Origin of the sequence: Amycolatopsis sp. NPDC051071 (assembly GCF_040682875.1) — a bacterium.
Taxonomy (GTDB): domain Bacteria; phylum Actinomycetota; class Actinomycetes; order Mycobacteriales; family Pseudonocardiaceae; genus Amycolatopsis.
The window spans coordinates 1-20,082 of the sequence record NZ_JBFBBY010000006.1; the positions used below are offsets into that span (position 1 = coordinate 1).

20 protein-coding genes are annotated in these 20,082 nt (G+C 67.0%); 8 read left to right on the plus strand and 12 right to left on the minus strand.

Annotated elements, in window-relative coordinates:
• Nucleotides 1–152: 152 nt before the first annotated feature.
• The gene (locus AB0M65_RS03335) at nucleotides 153–743 is read right to left on the minus strand and encodes a hypothetical protein (protein ID WP_364020659.1); all 591 of its coding nucleotides are present in this window, start codon (nucleotides 741–743) and stop codon (nucleotides 153–155) included.
• A gap of 224 nt (nucleotides 744–967) precedes the next feature.
• Here AB0M65_RS03335 and AB0M65_RS03340 point away from each other — a divergent pair, with 224 nt between their 5' ends.
• Together AB0M65_RS03340 and cutA are read left to right on the plus strand one after the other, a co-directional pair.
• Nucleotides 968–1,246, plus strand: a complete 279-nt coding sequence (locus tag AB0M65_RS03340; RefSeq protein ID WP_364020661.1) for a DUF3892 domain-containing protein — start codon at nucleotides 968–970, stop codon at nucleotides 1,244–1,246.
• A gap of 155 nt (nucleotides 1,247–1,401) precedes the next feature.
• Nucleotides 1,402–1,725, plus strand: a complete 324-nt coding sequence (gene cutA, locus AB0M65_RS03345; RefSeq protein WP_364020663.1) for a divalent-cation tolerance protein CutA — start codon at nucleotides 1,402–1,404, stop codon at nucleotides 1,723–1,725.
• Nucleotides 1,726–1,738: 13 nt separating this feature from the next.
• Here cutA and AB0M65_RS03350 read toward each other — a convergent pair whose 3' ends face one another.
• Nucleotides 1,739–1,993, minus strand: a complete 255-nt coding sequence (locus tag AB0M65_RS03350) for a hypothetical protein (protein ID WP_364020666.1) — start codon at nucleotides 1,991–1,993, stop codon at nucleotides 1,739–1,741.
• Nucleotides 1,994–2,210: 217 nt separating this feature from the next.
• Here AB0M65_RS03350 and AB0M65_RS03355 point away from each other — a divergent pair, with 217 nt between their 5' ends.
• The 3 genes from AB0M65_RS03355 to AB0M65_RS03365 are packed head-to-tail and all read left to right on the plus strand — an operon-like array spanning nucleotide 2,211 to nucleotide 5,569.
• Entirely contained in the window at nucleotides 2,211–3,668 is a 1,458-nt protein-coding gene (locus AB0M65_RS03355; protein ID WP_364020667.1) for an alpha/beta hydrolase, read from the plus strand.
• Nucleotides 3,669–3,719: 51 nt separating this feature from the next.
• Nucleotides 3,720–4,913 (plus strand): histidine kinase, encoded by a 1,194-nt coding sequence (locus AB0M65_RS03360; RefSeq protein WP_364020670.1) that lies wholly within the window; start codon nucleotides 3,720–3,722, stop codon nucleotides 4,911–4,913.
• A complete protein-coding gene (locus tag AB0M65_RS03365; protein ID WP_364020672.1) occupies nucleotides 4,910–5,569 on the plus strand; it encodes a response regulator transcription factor in 660 nt (219 codons plus the stop codon). The genes AB0M65_RS03360 and AB0M65_RS03365 overlap by 4 nt, the downstream gene beginning before the upstream one ends.
• Here AB0M65_RS03365 and AB0M65_RS03370 read toward each other — a convergent pair.
• Nucleotides 5,546–5,674 carry a hypothetical protein gene (locus AB0M65_RS03370; protein ID WP_364020673.1) on the minus strand — a complete coding sequence of 43 codons (129 nt, stop codon included), beginning with the start codon at nucleotides 5,672–5,674 and terminating at the stop codon, nucleotides 5,546–5,548. The genes AB0M65_RS03365 and AB0M65_RS03370 overlap by 24 nt on opposite strands.
• Before the next feature lie 171 nt (nucleotides 5,675–5,845).
• Nucleotides 5,846–6,298, minus strand: coding sequence for a MarR family winged helix-turn-helix transcriptional regulator (locus AB0M65_RS03375; RefSeq protein ID WP_364020676.1), 453 nt, complete (start codon nucleotides 6,296–6,298; stop codon nucleotides 5,846–5,848).
• An 80-nt stretch (nucleotides 6,299–6,378) separates the two neighbouring features.
• On the opposite strand from AB0M65_RS03375, the gene AB0M65_RS03380 reads away from it, so the two are divergent.
• Nucleotides 6,379–7,314 (plus strand): zinc-binding dehydrogenase, encoded by a 936-nt coding sequence (locus tag AB0M65_RS03380; RefSeq protein WP_364020678.1) that lies wholly within the window; start codon nucleotides 6,379–6,381, stop codon nucleotides 7,312–7,314.
• A 346-nt stretch (nucleotides 7,315–7,660) separates the two neighbouring features.
• The gene (locus tag AB0M65_RS03385) at nucleotides 7,661–8,281 is read left to right on the plus strand and encodes a hypothetical protein (protein ID WP_364020680.1); all 621 of its coding nucleotides are present in this window, start codon (nucleotides 7,661–7,663) and stop codon (nucleotides 8,279–8,281) included.
• A 43-nt stretch (nucleotides 8,282–8,324) separates the two neighbouring features.
• Here the strand turns inward: AB0M65_RS03385 and AB0M65_RS03390 are convergent, their stop codons facing one another.
• Nucleotides 8,325–8,720, minus strand: coding sequence for a hypothetical protein (locus tag AB0M65_RS03390; protein ID WP_364020683.1), 396 nt, complete (start codon nucleotides 8,718–8,720; stop codon nucleotides 8,325–8,327).
• A 158-nt stretch (nucleotides 8,721–8,878) separates the two neighbouring features.
• Here AB0M65_RS03390 and AB0M65_RS03395 point away from each other — a divergent pair, with 158 nt between their 5' ends.
• Nucleotides 8,879–9,640, plus strand: coding sequence for a class I SAM-dependent methyltransferase (locus AB0M65_RS03395; protein WP_364020685.1), 762 nt, complete (start codon nucleotides 8,879–8,881; stop codon nucleotides 9,638–9,640).
• 806 nt (nucleotides 9,641–10,446) lie between these two features.
• Here AB0M65_RS03395 and AB0M65_RS03400 read toward each other — a convergent pair.
• The 7 genes from AB0M65_RS03400 to AB0M65_RS03430 form a co-directional block, all read right to left on the minus strand.
• A complete protein-coding gene (locus AB0M65_RS03400; protein WP_364020686.1) occupies nucleotides 10,447–10,974 on the minus strand; it encodes a hypothetical protein in 528 nt (175 codons plus the stop codon).
• Nucleotides 10,975–11,135: 161 nt separating this feature from the next.
• Nucleotides 11,136–11,534, minus strand: coding sequence for a hypothetical protein (locus AB0M65_RS03405; RefSeq protein WP_364020689.1), 399 nt, complete (start codon nucleotides 11,532–11,534; stop codon nucleotides 11,136–11,138).
• 389 nt (nucleotides 11,535–11,923) lie between these two features.
• Entirely contained in the window at nucleotides 11,924–13,294 is a 1,371-nt protein-coding gene (locus AB0M65_RS03410) for a PHB depolymerase family esterase (protein ID WP_364020692.1), read from the minus strand.
• A 562-nt stretch (nucleotides 13,295–13,856) separates the two neighbouring features.
• Complete coding sequence (locus AB0M65_RS03415) at nucleotides 13,857–15,185, minus strand: MFS transporter (protein ID WP_364020694.1); 1,329 nt, start codon at nucleotides 15,183–15,185, stop codon at nucleotides 13,857–13,859.
• Nucleotides 15,186–15,229: 44 nt separating this feature from the next.
• Nucleotides 15,230–16,864: a tannase/feruloyl esterase family alpha/beta hydrolase gene (locus AB0M65_RS03420; RefSeq protein ID WP_364020695.1), complete on the minus strand. Its 1,635-nt coding sequence runs from the start codon at nucleotides 16,862–16,864 to the stop codon at nucleotides 15,230–15,232.
• Between the two features lie 286 nt (nucleotides 16,865–17,150).
• Entirely contained in the window at nucleotides 17,151–19,013 is a 1,863-nt protein-coding gene (locus AB0M65_RS03425; protein WP_364020696.1) for a GAF domain-containing protein, read from the minus strand.
• A gap of 93 nt (nucleotides 19,014–19,106) precedes the next feature.
• On the minus strand, nucleotides 19,107–20,018 hold the full coding sequence (locus AB0M65_RS03430; RefSeq protein ID WP_364020698.1) for a 3-hydroxyacyl-CoA dehydrogenase family protein: 912 nt from the start codon (nucleotides 20,016–20,018) through the stop codon (nucleotides 19,107–19,109).
• Between the last annotated feature and the right edge of the window lie 64 nt (nucleotides 20,019–20,082).

The following is a 20,082-nucleotide window of genomic DNA, read 5'->3' on the forward strand; positions in this document are numbered from 1 at the left end:
CAGAACCGCACCCGCACATCCCGCCCCAACGGCACACGACCCGCCACCACAACCTCCGACCACAATCGGTGTTGCAACGACCCCGTGAACCCAAGTTGTTCTAACGACCCAAAACACTCACGAGACCCGACCCCTGCTTCCCGGCGCCCCCCTCAGGGGCGGCAGCGGTCCGCCGTAGCGGCGGCCTTGGTCAATTCCGGGGAATCGATAATGGCCTTCACCGGGTCGAGTGCACTGTGCGTATCCTTCTGGGCGGAGATGAGCCCCTCGACCGCACGGCCTTGAGCCGCGGTGTCGTTCTTTCCCGACGCGTCCAGATCGGCTTTCGCTTTCACGGTCTTGTCGCGTGCCGAGGTGTATTTCCCGAGAAAGTCCTGCTTCGCCGTGTCACCGGCCGGGACCGGTGCGGCGGGTAGCGCGGTGAGCCCGTCGACCGTCTTGGCCAGAATGGTCGCGTAGTGCCCCAGCTGTTCGCTGGTGCTTTTCTTGATGGCCTCGACGGTTTCACCGCTGGACGTCGGCATCTTGTTGTTGCCGTCGATGAAATCCCTGACCGCGCCGCAGAACCCGTTCATCCAGGTGACCGTCGCGGCCGGATCGGCGACGGATGGCGAAGGTGCCGTGGGCGCGGCCGGTGCGGCCTGCGGAGCCGGATCCGGCGTACAGCTGGACAGAACCATGACGGCCAGGGCGATTCCCGCGCTACCCAGGAGCCCGGCCGGTGTCTTTCGGACGGCGCACATGTCTGTTTCCCCTCTCGTCCGGCTGGTGTTTCCCTGCCGGCGGGAGGACTTTGACATGGCAGGCCGCGCGCGGTCTGCGTCATCTGACTCAGAACGGACGCGCCGCGCCCGAACTCGTAACGTTCGCGGCACGAGGCCCGGACGGCGTAACGGGGCGTGGGCGACCGGCGAGTACAGCATTACCCCTGTTCACTTCGGGGGCACCCAGCCGAAGAGGTAGCACCATGGCCATCAAGATCATCGCATCGCGGCTCGAAGGTGGGAAATTCCACGAGAACATCACGAAACTGCGCTGGAGCAACCCCGGCAGCGGCGAAACCGGCGAGAGTTTCGTGTCCGCGATCGTGGCCTGGATCGAGGACGACGACGGCAAGGCCTACGTGGACGAGGGAATCCGCCGGGTGGCCGTGGAGATCATCAAACCGACCTTCGGCCCTAAATTCCTCCGCACCAAGGCGGACGGCATCTGGAAGAACAACCTGCTGGATCTTCCCCGCTTCTGAGCGAGCACGTCCACAATGGATGGTTTCCCAGTGGGCCGGGCCGGGCTCGAACCGACGGCGCTGGAGAAACCCATGAGTCGGCATGTCATTGCCTTGCCGGTAGCCGCCGTTGTCGTCGCCGTGGCCGCGTTCGTCTCGACCCCTACCCTGTGGTCATGACTGTTCATCTTGTCGTGACGACCACGACCCCTGATCGAGAATCCGGCGAGAAGCTCGCAGGTTCGGCGGTCGCCGCGCGCCTGGCGGGTACCGCGCAGGTCATCGGTCCGGTCACATCGTTCTTCTGGCACCTCGGCGACTCCGGCCGTGGCGAGGAGTTCAACGTTACGTTCAAGACGACCGACACACGGTACGCCGAACTGGAAGCGCACATCATCGAAAACCACCCGTGGAACAAGCCCGAGGTGACGGCCGTCGAGCTGGCCCGCGGCTCGGCCGACTATCTCGCATGGGCCGAGGAGTCCACCCGGCCCAGCTAGACCTCGAGCCGGGTCAGCAGGTCGGAGACTGCCAAATTCGGCGGTAGCGAGTCAGACGACGTGCCACCGTTTCGATCCGGCGCGCGGGCCGTACCGAGGTGACCCCGGCCGCGAGATCGACGGCGCGGCCGAGCGCGGTCGCGGCCTGCTCGACTTCGCCGGGTGATGATGGTGCCGTGTGACGACGCGTGGGATTCGAGTTGTGGACCCGCGAGAGCCCTTGCGCACCCTTCGCGTCCTTCGCCCCGACACCGATCCGACCGTTCATCGGCGACTGTCCGCGCACCGCGGGTGGATTCACTCCGATCAGGACGACTATCGGCGGCGTTGCGCGCCTAGTTCTTTTGACCGATACGACAACGGCCGCGAACCATTCTCGCGCTCGATGCGGCCTCACCCGCCGATCGACAGAATGGGATTCACTCACAGACCACGCGGCCGGGGATATCCCGGCGCGTCCGTGTCGTTCGGCGGAGGGGTATCGGATGAGGAAGACAGGGTCAATCGCGCTCGCGATCGGCGTTCTCGGCACCGGGATGCTCGCGGGGGTACCGGCGGGAGCGGCACCGGGCGGGGTGCGGTGGGGGGCGTGTCCGGCCGACGCCACCGCCCCTGGCCTGGAGTGCTCGACGATCAAGGTCCCCTTGGACCACCGGGCCCCCGAGGGGAGGCAGATCGACGTCGCCATCTCCCGGCTGGCCAGCAACAACCCCGGGAAACGGCGGGGTGTCCTGTTGACCAACCCTGGCGGGCCCGCGCCCGGCCTCAAGTTCCCGGCCGAGTTGGCCGCGGCCAAGCTGCCGCACAGCGTTCTGGACAGCTATGACGTGATCGGCTTCGACCCGCGAGGACTCGGGCACAGCACCCCGGTGACCTGTGACCTGACGCCGGAACAGCAAGCCGTCGGCAACGTCCCGCCCTACGCGCGTAACGCCGCCGACGTGACGAAGCGGGCCGAGCAGTCGAAGGCGATCGCGCGGCAATGCGCGACGTCGAAGACCTCTTGGATGCTGCCGCACATCAGCACGGCCGACACGGCGCGGGACATGGACAGCATCCGTGCCGCGCTCGGGGAGGAGAAGATCTCCTTCGCCGGCTACTCGTGGGGCACTCACCTGGGCGCTGTCTACGCGACGCTGTTCCCGCAGCGCGGCGACCGGATCATCCTCGACAGCAACGTGCACCCCACCGGCTGGGACTACGCCAACGACAGGCTGTACGCCCAAGGCTTCGACGACCGCTTCCCGGACTTCGCGAAGTTCGCCGCCGCCCAGGACAGCACCTACCACTTGGGCTCCACTCCCCCACAAATCACCGCGAAATACTTCGACCTCGCCGGGAAGCTCGACAAGAAACCCGTGCGGGACATCGACGGCCCCACCTTCCGAATGCTCACCTACGGCTTCCTCTTCAGCAACGCGGGAATGCCACTGGTCGCCAAGATCTGGCAAGCGATCGACACCGATCAGCCACTCCCCCCGCTCGGCCCCGGCGGCAATCCATCCACTGCGGACAATCTGATTTCCGGGCGCTACCACATGATCTGCGCCGATTCGCGTTGGCCGCGGTCGGTGGCCACCTACCAGGCCACCGTCGCTCTCGACCGGCTCCGCCACCCGATGTTCGGCGCCGCCGGCGCCAACGTGCAGCCCTGCGCGTTCTGGCCGTCGCCTGCCGAACCGCCCGTGCGCGTCGGCGACCGCGGCGGCCCGTCGAACGTGCTCATGCTCCAGAACCTGCGCGACCCGGCGACACCGCTGGCCGGCGCCGAGCAGCTGCGCACGGCGTTCGGCGACCGTGCCCGCATGATCACCGTCGACGCGGGCGGGCACGGCGTGTACCCCTACGTCGGAAACCGTTGCGCCGACACCGCGGCGACCGCATTCCTGACCACTGGTCAGCGCCCGGACCACGACCTCGCCTGCGCTGCGGAACCCCACTGACCGCAGGATGATCACCTGGACAACGGCCCGTGACGCAGGAAGGACGGCTCCGTGCTCCCGAACCCCACCACACGGCCGGCCCGCGGCCTGGCGATCGCCGAGGTCGTGGTCCTGGCGGGCCTGAACCTCGAACAGCTCACGCGGCGCCTGGTCTTGCCGGACCAGGCGCCCTCGGGCGAGATCCTCTACTTCGCCGCGGGCGTTTCGATCGCCGTGCTCGCGCTGGCGCGGCGCCGTTTCCCAGAGCGGACCGCGGCGCTCGCCGCGGCGGGAATCGGTCTCTCGCTGGCTTGCAGCGCGGCGGGATTCCTCGCGAAGCCCACCGCGGAGATCGGTGGTGATTCCGAAATCACGGCGTTGATGCTGCTGACCGGGGCGGCGTGTCACCGGTTGCCCCGCGTCCTCGCCGTCGGGCTCGCGGTGCTCAGCGGTCCGGCGATGGCCGCCGCCCCAATCCTGCGGTTCGGCGTCTCCTCCGCGACCTTGACCATCGCCGTGCTGTGGGCCTTGCTGTGGGGCGGCAGCGTCATGATCGGACTGATCCTGCGTGACGGCGATTCCCGCCGTGAAGCGGCTTTGGCGGCCGCCCGCGAACGGGAGCGGCTGGAACTGGCCCGGGAGCTGCACGATCTGGTCGCCCACCACATCACCGGGGTCGTCGTGCGCACACAGGCCGCGGGCGTGATCCTGGCCGACGGCCCCGAACACGACCTGATCAAGGAAATCGAACACGCGGGCGCGGAAGCCCTCGGCGCGGTGCGGCGGCTGGTCATGATGCTGCGCGAGGACGGCCACACTCCGCCCGTCGTCACGAGCGACCTGGTCAAGACCGTCAAAGCCGCGGCAGGCGAGCACGAAAGAGCCACGCTGCGCCTGGCCCCCGGACTGGCGGACCTCGCGGTCGCGCCGGAAACGGTGACGACCGTCCACCGCGTGGTACTCGAATCGCTGACGAACGTGCGCAAGCACGCGGCCGACTTCCGCACGGTCACCGTCACCGTCGAACCCACCGGCGACCGCCGGTACCTGCGAGTCGAAATCGTCGACGACGGACCGCGGTCGAGCCGCACGCGCCGCTCGGCGGGCGGGTATGGGCTGATCGGGATGGGCGAGCGGATCGCCGCGCTCGACGGCAGACTGGCCGCCGGAGAGCACGGCGACCACGGCTGGCGGGTCCTCGCCGAACTGCCCCTGCCAGGCGGAGTGGCGACGACCCGGCAACGGGAAGGGGACTCGGCCCGGTGACCCTGCGAGTCCTGCTGGCCGACGACCAGGCCATGGTGCGCACGGGATTCCGGCTCATCCTGGAACGTGTGCCCGGCATCGCCGTCGTGGGCGAGGCGGACAACGGTGAGCGTGCGGTGGCGCTGGCGCGAGACTTGCGCCCCGACGTCACGCTGATGGACATCAGGATGCCGCTGGTCGACGGCCTCACCGCCACCCGGCGCCTCGCCGGACCCGACGTCGAGGATCCGCTGCGCGTTCTCGTCGTCACCACCTTCGACCTCGACGAGCTGGTGCACGAGGCCTTGTGCGCCGGTGCGTGCGGATTTCTCCTCAAGGACGCCGGCCCCGGCCTGCTCGTGGAAGCAGTCCACGCGGCCGCGAACGGCGAAGCCCTGGTCTCACCCTCGATAACCACCCGGCTGCTGGCCCACTTCACCTCATCCCCGATTCGGCGGCGCGCCCGCCGCGCCGACCCTGCCCTGAGCCAGCGCGAACTCGACGTCACCCAGGCCATCGCGCGAGGCCGGACGAACGCTGAGATCGCCGGCGAGCTGACCATCTCCCTCTCGACGGTCAAGACCCACCTCGCGTCGATCCAGCGCAAGATCGCCGCCCGCAACCGCACCGAGATCGCCGTGTGGGCCTGGGAATCAGGCTTGGTACGCCACATGTGACGGCTCGGCGTCAGCTGCCGCGGCCACGGCGCGGACCGGCAGTGCGGCGACCACGACGAACCGCAGGAAGGCGGGGGTTGCGGCGGCCGGGGAGTCAGCACGCATGCCCTCATGCCCAAAGAACGCTGCCGGTCAACCACTTACTGTTCACGAACCAGGTGTACTGACCTGAGAGGTTGCAACGGGCCGACACGTAGTCGGATGACCTTGATTTGAGGGAGGGCCTGACAGGACGTTCGCCGACCGCTTGAGACTCACTGTTTGACGAGTCGAGCGCTATGACGACGGTTCTACCGGGGAGACGATGCGAACCAGCAGGTCGACGAGTTGCTCACGCTCTGCCGGCGTGAGCGCGGCGGTCAGTTCGTCATTGGCTTCGTCACCCAGCTTTTCGGTACGACGTAGGCGTCGACTCCCGGCGGTCGAGATGGATATGGCGTTCTTGCGTCGGTCGGCTGGATCGGAGGTGCGGGCAATCAACCCCTCTCGATGCAGATCGTTGACAATCGCGACCATATCTTTGGGATCGACGCGCAGGCTTCGGCCAAGATCCGCCTGAGACACCGGCCCCAGCTCGGCGACGGCGGCCAGCACCGCATGATGCATCATTCGCAGGCCCTCGCGAGCCAGCGCCTCTGCCACCAACCGATGACCGCGGGCCGCGGCGCGGCCGAGGAGCCAACTCGGGAGAGCCCGGATACGGGCAGGGGCGTACGAGCCGTCGACCATACCGTCAGGCTACCGAAACCATTGGGAATACCCAACAGATTCCGTTATCGTTGGGACTACCCAACAACCTGGAGGTAGTCATGCGCCGAGTCCGCTTCTACGAATACGGCGGTCCGGAGGTGCTCCGCCTCGAACAAGCCCCGGCACCCGAACCGGGGCCTGGTGAGCTTTTGGTGCAGACCGAAGCCATCGGCGTGACATTGCCGTCGGTGCGCAAAGTCCGCGGCGAAGGCGACCGCGCGCCGCTACCGGGCGTGCTCGGTGGGGAGATCGCCGGGCAAATTATCGCTGTCGGCCCGCGGGTGACCGGCTTCACGGTCGGGGATCGGGTCACATCGCTGACCTTCACCGGCGCCTACGCCGATGTGGTCCTCGCTCCCACCCTCATGGCGAGCCGCATCCCCGACGACGCCAGCTGCGTACAGGCTGTCGCACTGGTACGCAGCGGACACGTCGCGCTCGGTGCGCTGTCGACCGCCAGTGTCACTGCAGCCGAATCCATACTCATCACCGGCGCGGCCAGCGGTGTGGGGCACCTCGCGGTCCAACTGGCGAAAATCCAAGGGGTCAAGCGGGTCGTGGCAGCCGTCAGCTCACCCGGCAAGGCGGACTTCCTGCACGGCCTCGGAGCCGACGAAGTCGTCATCTACGACAGTGACAGCTGGGGCGATCCCGTCGACGTGGTACTCGACGGCGTCGGTGGTGAGTTGCTCACCCGCGCTGTCGCCGCGCTGCGACCCGGCGGACGGCTGATCTTCTTCAACTCCGGTGGCGGCACAGTGCCCGCTTTCGATCTGCTCGCCGGCTCCAAGACCATCACCGGCCTCACCATGGCCCGGTTCGCCAACACCCAGCGCGAACTCTACGACCGTCACCACGAGCAACTATGGCAACTCCACCAGACCGGACAGCTACGAGCCGTCGTACACGCCGAAATCCCCTTGTCCAGCGCCGCGTCAGCACACGAGATCATCGAGACCCGCGCCAACCTCGGCAAAGTGGTTCTCCGCCCCTGATCTGCCGATGAGCGTTGCGAGCCCTCCGCTCATCCGCACGACAGCGCACCGGCCGAATGTGCTCATCGCGGCATGAGCGGATATCCGCCCGGTAAGGCGCCAGCACATCCATTGGCCGTCGGTTGGACCGAGGGACGATCAGCGACGTGCGTGCCCGGCCGCCTGGCCGAGCGCGGCGACCCCTTCGCGGCAGTGCTCGACGTGGAGCAGTCACTCCCCGACCTGCAGAGAGCGTTACTGGAGTCACCTACTCGGGGCATTTCGGGTTCACGGATCCGTACGGGGGCAACCTGGACAGAACAGGTGACCGAAGAAGGTGAGGATGACGATGACGGCGTGGTGGGGCTTGGCCGGACTGCTCGGTCTACTCGGCGTTTACGGTCTCGTCCGTTTCCACCAGCGGAACGACGCTCGACGTGACGAACCGGTCGAGGACGTGTTCGCGCGCTATCCTCTTGCCCGCGGACCGGCGTTGCCGAATGCCGACGCCGCGCACACCCCGCTGATGACCCCGGCGATCACCCCGGCTGCACTCGCCGACCAGGCACCGTTGCAAACTCCTCTCCCGGACCAAGATCGGCCACCCAGGCCAGCGCGGCCTGCTGCCGAACCGCAAGCACTTACGCGACCCGGGCCGGTTGCCGCGCACGCGCGTCCACCGATCGCGAGCCCGGTCCCCACTGCGCACGCCGCCCCGATCCACGAAGCCGCTCCTGTCACGTCACCGTCGACGGACAACCCTGAACCTCGAACCGACGCCGTGGTGCCGCGGCAACGGCCCGCGGAAACGGGAGCGATCGCCGGGGAGCTGACGATGGACCCGGACCCCGCGCAAGTGTCAGATGATCAGGACCACGAACCTCCGATACCCGCGGAACCCGCCATACCGAAACAAAAACGATTCCATCCGCGAAACCTGATCGATCCGGTGATCGGCAAAGCCAAAGCGGTCCTCCGACGAGGCTGATCCCCAACTGTGTTCGAGGTGCCTGAACGGGTGGTTTCCATTCCTACCTGACGGGCGAGATCTGGCAGCAGGATGCTCGCGCGATACAGGACCGCGGCGTCGTAGCCGCGCGGTGCATGTCGCCGTGGGCACACGACCAGTCGAGCCTGTCCACCTCGATGTCGGCGTCGAACGCCGCGTGCAGCCGATAGCGGAGCACCTCGTCGCCGATGACCACCCGTTTCGCGTCACGTACCTCCCCGACCGCGTTCAGCCCGCGGTGCGAGGAGGCCCACCACACTGGGGGCAGATCGACCGGGCCGCGGAAAACCATGTCGTCGGCGATCGCGGCGTCGGGCACCCAGCGCTCGTGTTCGCTGATGACCCTCAGCCAGCGGGGGCCGTCGGGTGTGTCGACCTGTGCTCCGATAGTGCGATCGTGCCATCCGAAGACCGCCAAGGACTCAAAGGATGAGCGATTGCGAACACTTCGGTCTCGTCGTCGAGCGCGGCGGTCCCTCGATCGACAAGGTCGCCGACTTCTTCACCTGCCACCTCACCACTCCATGATCGAATAAAGTGATTGCCCGCGGTAGGCCCCGGTGCCATGGTCTCCGCATGCATCGTGAACGGATCTCCCTGCTCGCTCACGCGCGTCATCCAGTGGCCTCCCCGCTGGACGACGAGTCGGTACGACAACTGTTGGAGCGCGGGACAGGGGACGGTGACGGGCGTGTTCTCGATCTCGGTTGCGGTGGAGGCGAGTGGCTGCTGCGGGCTTTGGTCGCCAATCCGGGATCGCGGGCCGTGGGGGTCGACCTCTCCGAGAGCGCGTTGACGCGTGCTCGCGATACGGCGGAGACCCTCGGCGTCGCGGACCGGCTCGACCTCCACCACGCCAAGGCCGCGGACTTCACCTCCACAGAACGATTCGACCTGGTCCTCAGTGTCGGAGCCGCGCATGCTTTCGGTGGCCTTCTACCCACTCTCGCCGCCGCCCGCGAACACCTTGCTCCCGGCGGGCGAGTCCTGGTCGGTGACGGCTTCTGGGAGCGCGATCCGTCACCGGAAGCGGTGGAGATGCTCGGCGACTTCACCGACCTGGCCACCACCGTCGACCGTGTCGTCGCCGACGGATGGATTCCCGTCTACGGGCACGTCAGCACCCGCCGTGAACTCGACGCCTACGAATGGGACTGGACGGGGACCTTGGCCTCGTGGGCACTCGATCACCCCCATGATCCGGACAGCGCCCACGCACTCGCCGCGGCCGCCACCCATCGTGAGGAATGGCTGCGCGTCTATCGGGAAACCTTCGGATTCGTCTGCCTCGTCCTCCGGCCGGCCCACTCGTCAGAGGTCGAGGACCAGGCGGGGTGAACACGAGCGCGACACGCGGATCATCATCATGTCGCAGACGTCCCGTTCTTCGGATCCTTCGACGCCGTCGAGGACTGGTACACCCGCGCTTTTGGGCCGTGAACCCGATTCCCGGCCGATGCCCGGTCTTATCGGGCCAGCCCACCGCCCGCCGTACAGGTCCGGTGTAATCAGTGTCGGCAAGATTTCGGTCGCTGCCTTCCACGCCACCGAGAGGAACTCGGTTACGTCTTCCAGCGAAAGTCGGAGGTCAGCGCCCGCTGGCGACCGTAACGCGTCTGCCCAGGCGACGGGGTCGTCGATCCGCAGCTCAGCGCAGGTCACGACAGCCGAGGGCGTCGCGTTCGGCAGCGCGGGCATCGCCTCACCGGACAGTGCCGGGCGTGGTCCGAAGTCTCGATCTGGGCTCGTGGACGCAACCCAAGTGCCTTCGCGGTCTCGTCGCTGGTGATCGGCGCCGCAGCGGCGCCGTCGCTGATTGGCGACGAGTTACCGGCGGACGCTTGCCAGCCAAGCTGCGGGAACGGCCGTTTCCCCAGCGGCGGTACGGAAAGCGGGCTTCAGACCGGCGAGGACCTCCGCGGTGGTGCCGGGCCACACGAGTTCCTCGTGTCCGGGAGCTTTGAGCGGGGAGCACGCGGTGAGGGTGCAGCAGCAGGCCGGTGACTGCACGGTCATCATCGAGGGCCTGCGGGCAGCGGTCCGCGTGCCGATGGCGTTCCGCTCCTCGTCGACCGGCGGGCTTCCACTGGCCGACGAGGTGACCGCACGGCGACCGCCGTTGCGCGCCGTGCGGTCACCCGGTGTCAGCCCTGCCGGGTGCGGATCTTGCCCGGCTGATAGTCCGGCTGCACGTCGAGGATCTGCGCGTAGGCCACTGGCCTCTTGAAGGTCAATACCGTCCCGGCAGAGCCTTGGTAAATGATCGGTGAGCTTTTCTGCAGGTTGCCGTCCACGTCCTGGGCGACGACGTAGAAGGAGTCGAACTCGGCGGACGTGCAGCCCGCGATCACCCTGACCTTGTTGATGACCACTTCGCACCTCGATTCGCCCTGAGAAGCCTTCGTGGCGAGCTTCGCCATCAACTGCTGCGGGCCATTGACGGGCAACTCCCCGGCCGATGCCGCGGTCGCGCCCAGCATCACCCCCGACGTCAGCGCGAGGCCCGCACCGATCGACACAACACGCTTCATTACACTGCGCATAATGTTCCCTTCATCATTGAAGTCAACTAAACTATCCGGCGGCGGAAAAATCAGCCCATAAGCGAGCCGGATAAAAGCAGTGGGCGTGATAAACAGTATTAACGGCTCGTGAATGTACCGTGTGAACATATAACAAGGCGGTGCGTTCACTGTCGCCCAACGGCCAGGATCGGTGCCCGCGCAGCCACCCACGACCTGACATTTCCCGGCCTTTCCCAACGCGCCGCGATACATCATGGCGACAGACGCACGGCGTCCGCCGATGCGCGCCGTGCGGTCACCGCGTGGTGTCAGCCCTGCTGGACGCGGACCTTGCCCGCCTCGAGGTCCGGCTGCACTGCGCGGATCTGCGCGAAGATCACCTGCTTCTCGAAGACCAACGTGGTACCGGCGGAGCCCTGGTAGAAGATCGGCGAGCTCTCCTGCACATTGCCAGCCTCGTCCCCGGCGACCAAGTAGAACGCGTCGAATTTGGCGGACGTGCAGCTCGCGAACGCTATGAGCCTGCGAATCTGCACGTCGCAGTTCGGTTCACTTTGGGAGGCTTTCGTGGCGAGCTTCGCCATCAGCTGCTGCGCGCCATTCGCGGGCAACTCCCCGGCCGATGCCGCGGTCGCGCCCAGCATCACCCCCGACGTCAACGCGAGGCCCGCACCGATCGACACAACCCGCTTGATTACACTGCGCATAATGTTCCCTTCGTCATTGAAGACAACTGGACTATTTGGCGGCGGTGAAATCAGCCTATAAGCGAACCGGATAAAAAGCAGTGGGCGTGAGTAACAGTATTAACGGCTCTTGAATGTATCGCGTGAACATATAACAAGAGTGGTGCGCTCACTGTCGATACAACGTCAAGAATTGATGCGATGTGATCAGGTCCGCAGGCCGCGACAGGCAGACCCCGATTACATGAGGCGGCCAAACCGGAATACCGCCGACCGGGTGCATTTAAGCCTCTAGCATAGACGGCGATCGTCTTGTTTTTCGCGCTTCGACCAGACAGACGGCAACCCCGCCGCAGGCGGTCGGCGTCCACTGGACAGGCGAAATACTGCGCGACAACCGCTTGCAGCCGTTAACACTGCCCGTCGGCGAGTACCCAGTAGTCAGGTGACGTCGCCCGCAGGGCGTGGGTCGTGTAGGCGTTCCACAGGCCCATGCTCTGGTCAGAGCCATTGGCGTACGTCCAGCCGCCGTTTTGCCATGCACGACCGGCCTGCGTATGGGCGTAGTTGCTCGCCGTCACGCATGGCCCGGTCGGCGGCGCGGTCGTGGAAGTACTGATTGTGGGCATCGTTGTCGTGGTGGTGGGACGCGGGTCTGGCGAGCCGCCGTCTAAGCCGAAGAACGTGCCCGTGTAGTAGCTCGAGCAGATCGCCGCCAGGAAGTACGCCCCGGTGCTACCGCATCGCGTCGGGCCCGTGCCCGGATCCACCGCCGTGCCGTGGCCCATCCCCGCGACCGAATACAGTTGCACGCGAGTCGCGCCACCGCTGTCGGCGTAGCTGGTCAGCGTCGTGCCGCCGGGCAGAGATTGTGTGCTCGTGGGGTTCTGGGACAATCCGTGCACTGCGGTCCACTGGTCCCGCAGCTCTGTGCCGTTGACGGGATAGACGGTGTAGTCGGCGGTGCCCTGCCAGATCGCGACGCGCGGCATCGGCCCGCTGTAGCCGGGATACTGCGCTTTTACCCGTGATGCCCATTGCACCGGCGTCAAGTTCTGGTTGTTGCGCTGACAGTTCGTTGCTTGCACGATGCTCGTGGCGCACTGCGCCGGCAGTCCGGAGTTGATGCCGCCGGCGGCGAAGACGTCGGGATAGGCGGCGAGCAGGTTCGCCGCCATGGCACCGCCTGCCGACAGCCCGGTGACGAATACCCGGGAGCGGTTCGATCTATGGGTGGCGATCGCCGTGTCCACCATGGATTTCATCGACGCCGCTTCCCCTGAACCGCGGGTGTCGTCGGCGGTGGAGAACCAGTTGAAGCATTTCTGGGCGTTGTTCGCTGTTGATTGCTGCGGGAAAACCACCGCGAACCGCCACTTGTCGGCCAATTCCGGCCAGCCGGAGTGAGCATGATAGTCGGCCGCGCTCTGCGTGCAGCCGTGCAAAGCGACAACGATCGGGCGGTCTGTCTCCAGACCAGCCGGTGTGTAGGTGTACATCGAGAGGGCCCCGGGGTTGGCGCCGAACGACGGGACCTGGACCAGGGAGGCCGCAGACGATTCAGCTCTGGACACTCCCATGCCGGTGAGCGCGGCGGCAACCACCACGGCGAACCCGGCGACAATAGATTTGTGCATGGTGGCTTCCTTGTCGACGTTGAGAGGAAGCAGCGATGGTAAGACCGGGCAGGCTGGGTCAACCAGGTGGCCGGACACCATGCTTGTGTGAAAATCTATGTGGCGGCGCACGGTAGACCGTCCAAAGAGGATCAGTGCAGCCACCTGTCGTTTCGCAGCCGATCCACTCGTCAGCCTGACCCCATTGCAAGCACTGCCTGACGCCCTCCCGTTCACCGCCCGAGGCATGCTTCAACGCCGCAGCTTCCGCGACTACTGGAAGCGCGGTTTGCTTCCGGGCGACGGCGACGGGCAACCGACATTCGAACACGAGCGGCGCAAGTTGTCGGGAGTGGGCATCCCGATCGCGGAGTGCCGTCGCACACCTGCCCGCGCAGACGCAGCAACTCGGCCCGCTCGATCCGGGTCAGGTTGAGCTCAGGGCATGGGCATGCAGATCGACCGCATGTATCCCGGCCAGTGTGCCGTTCGGCTTGCCCTTGCCGATGGGTGTCCGTACCGCGTCGACGATCACCACGTCCGTCATGACGTCTATCTCCTCGCGAATCAGGAATATCTTCGATATACGTCGACAAGTTGATTTCTTCACGCTAATAGTTTCATGGGTTGCCTCATATGTGCGGACTCCACATACACGAGTCGAGGCTGCTCGGACCATCGGGGCTCGCCGGATCCGTTCCTATTGGGTCTCGCCCCACAGCTGGGGTCAATGGCCAGCGGGTTTGGCAAGGCCGCGCTGGCGGGTTTCCTTGGCCGCCAAAATGCCGAGGACCGAGACGGCGGCGCCGATGGCGACGTAGATGGCGATCGGGGTGGCGGTGCCGTAGCTCTGGAGCAGCGCGACCGCGATGAGCGGTGCCAGGGAGCCGGCAACGATGGAGGTGACCTGGTAGCCGATGGAGGTGGCGCTGTATCGGACGTCGATGTCGAACTGCTCGGCGAAGAACGCCGCCTGCGGACCGTACATGGCGGCGTGCATGAGCAGACCTCCCGTCACGGCCACGATGATGAGGCCGGGCTGTCGCGTGTCGAGGAGATGGAAGAAGACCGGCGCCCACGCGGCTGTGCCGAGGGCACCGGCCAGATAGACCGGGCGCCTGCCGACCCGGTCGGACAACGCCCCGAACACCGGGATCGCCACCAGGTGAACGACGTTGGCGACGAGAAGGGCGGTGAGGACGACACCGCTGGACAGCTTGAGGTGGGTGGTGACGTAGGTGAGCACGAACGCGGTGATCACATAGTAGGAGATGTTCTCCCCGACCCGGGCGGCCATGCAGATGAGGATCTGCTTGGGGTGTCGGCGCAACGCTTCCAGCGCGGGAGCGCGACGAGGCGCCTCACCGGCGTCCGCCAGGGCTTTGGCCTTGATGAACGTCGGGGCGTCTTCGACTGCGGAGCGGATCCAGAAGCCGAGGATGACGAGCACACCGGACAACAGGAAGGGAATGCGCCAGCCCCAGCTCAAGAACGCCGCGTCGTCCATGGTGGCGGCCAGGATCGCCAGGACGCCGGTGGCCATCAGGTTGCCGACAGGGACACCGGCCTGTGGCCAGCTGGCCCAGAACCCGCGGCGCTCGGCCGAGCCGTGCTCGCTGATCAGCAGCACGGCGCCACCCCATTCACCTCCGACGGCGAAGCCCTGCACCAGGCGCAGGGTGGTCAGGATGACCGCGGCCCACACGCCGATGCTGCCGTAGGTGGGGAGCAGGCCGATGGCCGCGGTGGACACGCCCATGAGCACCAGGCTGACCATGAGCAGCTTCTTGCGGCCGAGGCGGTCACCGAAGTGCCCGAACACCAGCCCGCCGATGGGGCGGGCGACGAAGCCGAGGGCATAGGTCAGGAACGCGAGCATCACCCCCACCAAGGGATCGCTGCTCGGGAAGAACAGCTTGTTGAACACCAACGCGGCCGCGGCGCCGTAGAGGAAGAAGTCGTACCACTCGACCGCGGTGCCGACGAGACTGGCGACGACGACGCGGCCCATCCCGGTCCGGGGCGGGGAGGCGGTGCGTTCGTTGGTTTCTGTCATCAAAGCTCCCATGAAGGTGTCGGCACGGCTGAAGCGCCGTGAGGCTATTTCTGGCAGGTGAAGCTGGCGGCCGTGTGCGGGTCGCCGCCGAGGTAGCGGGGCCATGAGGGGTACTGGCACAACGGCCGGGTGCGCTGCGCGGCCGCGGGGTTCACATCGGTGACCACCGGCCGGACCGGTGCCGCGCCGTGCTCCACCCAGCGCTCCAGCGCGGTGAGCGAGTCCCAGCCGGCGGCGAAGGCGGCGCCGACGTTGACGTGGTTGGCGCCGGGCACGACGTAGAAGCGGGCGAACCGGTCGGTGTCGTGGCGGCCGACGACCTGCTGGACACGCTGGAAGTACTCGGCGGTGGATCGGGAGCTGACGAGTTCGTCGGCGGCTCCGTGCAGGAGCAGCAGTTTCCCGCCGGCTCTGGCGAACGGCCGCAGATCGGGGTCGTTGACGTCCTGCAGCGCCGACAGTTCCGCGATGCGCCGCGTCCATCTACCGGGGTGCCGGGGGTCGACGGTCAGGGAGTTGTAGGCCGGATCGCGGGTGATGAAGTAGCGCACCCACTGGTCCCAGAACTGCGGGCCGTAGCCGCTCGTCGTCGGCATCGGGACGGCCGGGGCCTGGGTTCCCATCCCGAGCAACGCGGTGGTCATGGTGGCGCCGGACAGGAACGGGAATCCCGGGTAGCCGCGCTCACCGCTGCGCAGGCGGTAATTCCAGTACAGCGGCGAAGAGATCCGTTCGACAGCTCGGATCTGCTTGTCCGACAAGCAGGAATCCCCGGAGTCGAGTCCCCCGGCGCATCGTAGCGTCCATGGGGTGAAGTGGCAGCCGTCCGGATTGGACACGACACCGTCGCCAAGCCCGTCGTCGCGGTCGCATGCGGCGATGACGCCGCGATACAGCAGAGCCTGTTTCGCCGGGCCGGGGAACGCGCCGGGCTCAGCGAGAAGCCGGGCCTCGTAGCCGAAGAACAAGTCGAGGCTGGCCGCGTTCCACGCGGGATAGGCCGAGATCACCCCGTCGAAATCCGCGGGCCAGCGTTGGGCGACGGCGAGCGCCTCCCTCCCACCGCTGGACCCTCCGGCGAAGAAACTGTGGGACGGCTTCGCGCCCGAGTAGCGCTTGCCAACGAGGTACATGGCCGCGTCACGGGTCTTCTTCAGCGCGTCACCGGCGAAGTTACGCACGGCTTCGTCGTTAAGTCCGAAGGAGCCATCGAGGGTCGTGCTCGGCGGGAATCCCGGCGTGGCCTGATGCCCGGAATCACTGGCGAAGGTGACGTAGCCGCGGGCCAGCGGCGCGGGCTGGTCACTGGGGCCGAAGGGGACGTTCGCCGCGATGTTCGGGATGGTGCCGTCATAACCGCCTCCGCCGAACATCAACGCGTGGCGGTTCCACTGGGTCGGCAACGCGACGCGCAGCTTGATCGACGGCGCGGCCGGGTCCACCGGCCCGATGGTGGCGTCGGCCCGGCAGTACTGCCCGGTGGTCGCGGTGGCGTCGACGACCTGGGTGGCGGTGACCTGGCCGCCGGAAGTGGGCAGGCCGAGCACGGTCGCGGGAATCGGGAGGCCGTTGAGGCCGTTGCATCGCTCGGCTGCGGAGCGGTCCTGCGCGGCGGCCGGAACGGCGATCGCGGTGAGCAGCGGGATGACCAGAACGGCTGCCCGGAACACCTTTCTCATGGGATCTCCCTTGTTTCCGCCTCGGTGCGGGGCATCAGGTTAGGCAGCACGACGCCCTCTCCGCGATGTGCCGAGGTCACACTGAATGGCGTCGCGACATGGACAAGCGCACACCTGCGGCACGATCTCCCGCTGTACTGCCGGAAAGTGTGGGTCGTTGACATTCCATGACGACGCTTCGCCAGGACCGCACCATCGAGTGCGGCATCGTGCGCAACCAACTCCGGTCTTGCCCGGCACCGTCGATGACCTACGCCACGGGCGAGAATCCTCCAGGGGCTACGGGTCAGGTGCCACTGATTTTGTGTAGCCGTAAAGCGATCTGTATTTCGAGGAGCCGGTCGGCGTCGCGCCACTGGTCGCCGAGCAGGAGGCGGACCCGGTTGAGCCGCTGGGAGACGGTGTTGTGGTGCAGGTGCAGGGTTTGGGCGGTGTTGCGGGCGTTTTGGTTGGTGGCGCAGAAGGCTTCGATAGTGCGCACGAGATCGGCCCGGTGTGTCCGGTCGTAGTCCAGCACCGGCCCGAGGGTGGCTTGGACGAAGCCGGAGACGTCGGGGTGGCCGTTGAACAGGACGCCGACGAAGCCGAGGTCTCCGGCTTCGGCCGTCTCACCGTGCCGGCCGAGCGCGAGCAGGGCGCGCACGCACTTCGCGGCCTCATCGTGGGCGGCGAGGACGGCGGTGGGGTGCGGCACGAGCGCGGCCCCGGCGGTGACCCGGTGGCGCGAGGTGCGGGACAGCTCGCGGGAGGCGGCGTGTGCCACCGCACGAGGGTCGTCGCCGGGAGCGAGGAGGACGACCGCGCCATGGTGGTGGGTGGCGAGGCCGCGGAATCGGCGGGCCAGTGCGGCGAGCGCCGGGTAGATCCGTTCGCGCGCCGGTCTGTCCAGATGCGCGACCACCAAGACGCGGCAGGTGTCGAGGTCGACGCCGAGGATCGACGCGCGATGCCGCAGCTGATCGTAGTCGTGGATTTTCTGGGTGAGCAGTTCACCGAGTAATTCACCGCGCACTTGCGCTTCGGCTTCGGCCATCCGCCGTCGGGTGACGAGCACGAGGGTGGCGACCAGGGCCGCACGTTCGAGGATACGGCGATCGGTGTCGTTGATCGTCGTCGTGCCGAGGTGGACGAGGGTGCCCAGCGGCTCGGATTCGGTGATCATCGGAACCACGCAGATGTGGTCGCGGACGAGGGTGTGGCCGGAGCGCCGCGCTTCGACGCCGATTTCGGCCAGCTCGAAAGGCGGCTCCTCGTCCTGGTCAGAGGAGGTGACGACGGCACCGTGCTCGTCGACGATCAGGACCTGGCCGGGGACCGCGGCCGCGGTGGCGTGGACGACCTCGTCGACGCTCTTGCCCTGGATGACCAGCTTGGTCAACCGCTCGTGCACGTCGACGGTGCGTTCCAGATCGTCGACATGTGAGCCGATGGTGGCGTTGGCGACGCGCAGGTCTTCGACGGCGGTCTGCGCCGCGGTCAGCAACCGGGAGTTCTCGATCGCCACCGCGGCGTGGTTGGCGAGCATGATGAGCGCGTTGGTGTCGCGGCTGCTGAATGAGCGTACCGCCCGGTGGGCGGCAAGCAGTACGCCGATGACTTCCTGCTTGAGTTTCACCGGCACGGCCAGCAGGGACTCGATGCCTTCGGCGGCGACGGTCCGGTCGATCGGATCCGTGTGGAGGAAGGAGGGGTCGTTGTGATAGTTCCTCACGCTGGAGGGTTCTCCGGTGCGAGCGACCATTCCGCCGAGTCCGGTGCCGGCGGCCAGCCTCAGCCCGACCAGCAGTCCGGAGATGTTCCCGGCGGCCGCCTTGATGAAGCAGTCGCCGCGATCGTGGTCGCTGAGGCTGATGTAGGCCAGGTCGCATTCCAGCAACCGGCGGGCCCGGTCGGCGATGGCCTGCAGGATCGAGTCGAGGTCACGCATCGACGCCAGGTCGTTGGCGGTGTCGTTGAGCAACTGCAGTTCGGCCTCGTTGCGACGGTGCCGGATGAGTGTCTCGCGCAGCTGCAACGCGACCGTCCGCTCACGCTCCAGCTCCGCCAGCTCTTTCGCGGACAAGCCCGCCGACCGCGCCTGGGCCACGGCGGCGTCGAAGTCCGCCCCCTCCAGCACCAGTTGCAGTATCGACGGGCGTTCAGCCTGCACAGTCTCTCCTCATAGAGGCACCGTAATCGTCAGCCGCGTTGTTCAGCGCGTTTTCCCAGGGTCGGGTGACCTCCGACGATCGGCTTGCCGGCGTCACCGGACGCGCAGATTGTGGCGGATGCCGTCCTCCAGGCGTGCGGCCACCTCGTCCCCTTGTCCAGCGGGCCAGTCGAGCAATCCTCGTCCGGCGGCGCGGCCCGCCTGATCGTGTGCCAGTAGCCGATCGAGGGTAGGGAACGCAGAGGTCCGGCCGGACAGGGAGGGGGCGAGGCTGGTCAGGATCGCCCTGGTCAAGTCCAGTCCGATGTAGTCGGCGTTCTCCATCGGCCCGACCGTGGACCACCGCAGCCCCAGGCTGGCCCGAACGACCGTGTCGATGGTCTCCGGCTCGCAGACGCCCTCGTCGAGCAAGTGCAGCGCCTCCCTGACCAGGGCGAACTGCAGACGGTTGCCGATGAACCCCGGCACGTCCCGGTGCAGCAGCACCGACGTCTTGCCGAGCGCGGTGATCAGCTCATGCGCCTGCTTCACGAAGCCGGGTTCGGTGTCGGCTCCGGGGGCGATCTCCACCAGCGGAATCAAGTACGGCGGATTCCACCAGTGCACCCCGACCAGCCGCCGAGGGTGCAGCATCGGCTGAGCCACCTCACTGATCGACAGCACCGAAGTGTTCGTCCACACCGGAGTATCGACCGCGATATCCGGTTCGAGGGCCGCCAGAACCTCGTGTTTGACGGCCAGGCGTTCCGACACCGCCTCCACCACGATGTCGGACTGTCCCGCCAGGACGGCCAGGGAATCCACGGTGAAGATCCGGTCAGCCACCGCACCGGCCCGCTCCGGCGGGGTGGCGCTCCGGGACAGCGCTTGGCCGACGCGCTCCCCGAGGCCGGCGAGCGCGGCGGGGTCGGCGTCGAAGACACCGACCCGGTAACCCGCCTGGGCGAGGGCGACAGCGATTCCATGGCCCATGAGGCCGCCGCCGATGATGCCGAAACGGGTCACTGAACAACTTCCTTCCAAGACAGAGTAATAGGGCGTTCGTCGCCAGGCGCCGGTCGTCTCCGGA

Coding starts and splice junctions, on each gene's coding strand:
- AB0M65_RS03420 (WP_364020695.1), bottom strand. CDS start 16,864: ATGAGAAAGGTGTTCCGGGCAGCCGTTCTGGTCATCCCGCTGCTCACC.
- AB0M65_RS03375 (WP_364020676.1), bottom strand. CDS start 6,298: ATGGTCGACGGCTCGTACGCCCCTGCCCGTATCCGGGCTCTCCCGAGT.
- AB0M65_RS03340 (WP_364020661.1), top strand. CDS start 968: ATGGCCATCAAGATCATCGCATCGCGGCTCGAAGGTGGGAAATTCCAC.
- cutA (WP_364020663.1), top strand. CDS start 1,402: ATGACTGTTCATCTTGTCGTGACGACCACGACCCCTGATCGAGAATCC.
- AB0M65_RS03415 (WP_364020694.1), bottom strand. CDS start 15,185: ATGACAGAAACCAACGAACGCACCGCCTCCCCGCCCCGGACCGGGATG.
- AB0M65_RS03350 (WP_364020666.1), bottom strand. CDS start 1,993: ATGAACGGTCGGATCGGTGTCGGGGCGAAGGACGCGAAGGGTGCGCAA.
- AB0M65_RS03335 (WP_364020659.1), bottom strand. CDS start 743: ATGTGCGCCGTCCGAAAGACACCGGCCGGGCTCCTGGGTAGCGCGGGA.
- AB0M65_RS03405 (WP_364020689.1), bottom strand. CDS start 11,534: ATGCGCAGTGTAATCAAGCGGGTTGTGTCGATCGGTGCGGGCCTCGCG.
- AB0M65_RS03380 (WP_364020678.1), top strand. CDS start 6,379: ATGCGCCGAGTCCGCTTCTACGAATACGGCGGTCCGGAGGTGCTCCGC.
- AB0M65_RS03395 (WP_364020685.1), top strand. CDS start 8,879: ATGCATCGTGAACGGATCTCCCTGCTCGCTCACGCGCGTCATCCAGTG.
- AB0M65_RS03370 (WP_364020673.1), bottom strand. CDS start 5,674: ATGCGTGCTGACTCCCCGGCCGCCGCAACCCCCGCCTTCCTGCGGTTC.
- AB0M65_RS03355 (WP_364020667.1), top strand. CDS start 2,211: ATGAGGAAGACAGGGTCAATCGCGCTCGCGATCGGCGTTCTCGGCACC.
- AB0M65_RS03400 (WP_364020686.1), bottom strand. CDS start 10,974: ATGTTCACACGGTACATTCACGAGCCGTTAATACTGTTTATCACGCCC.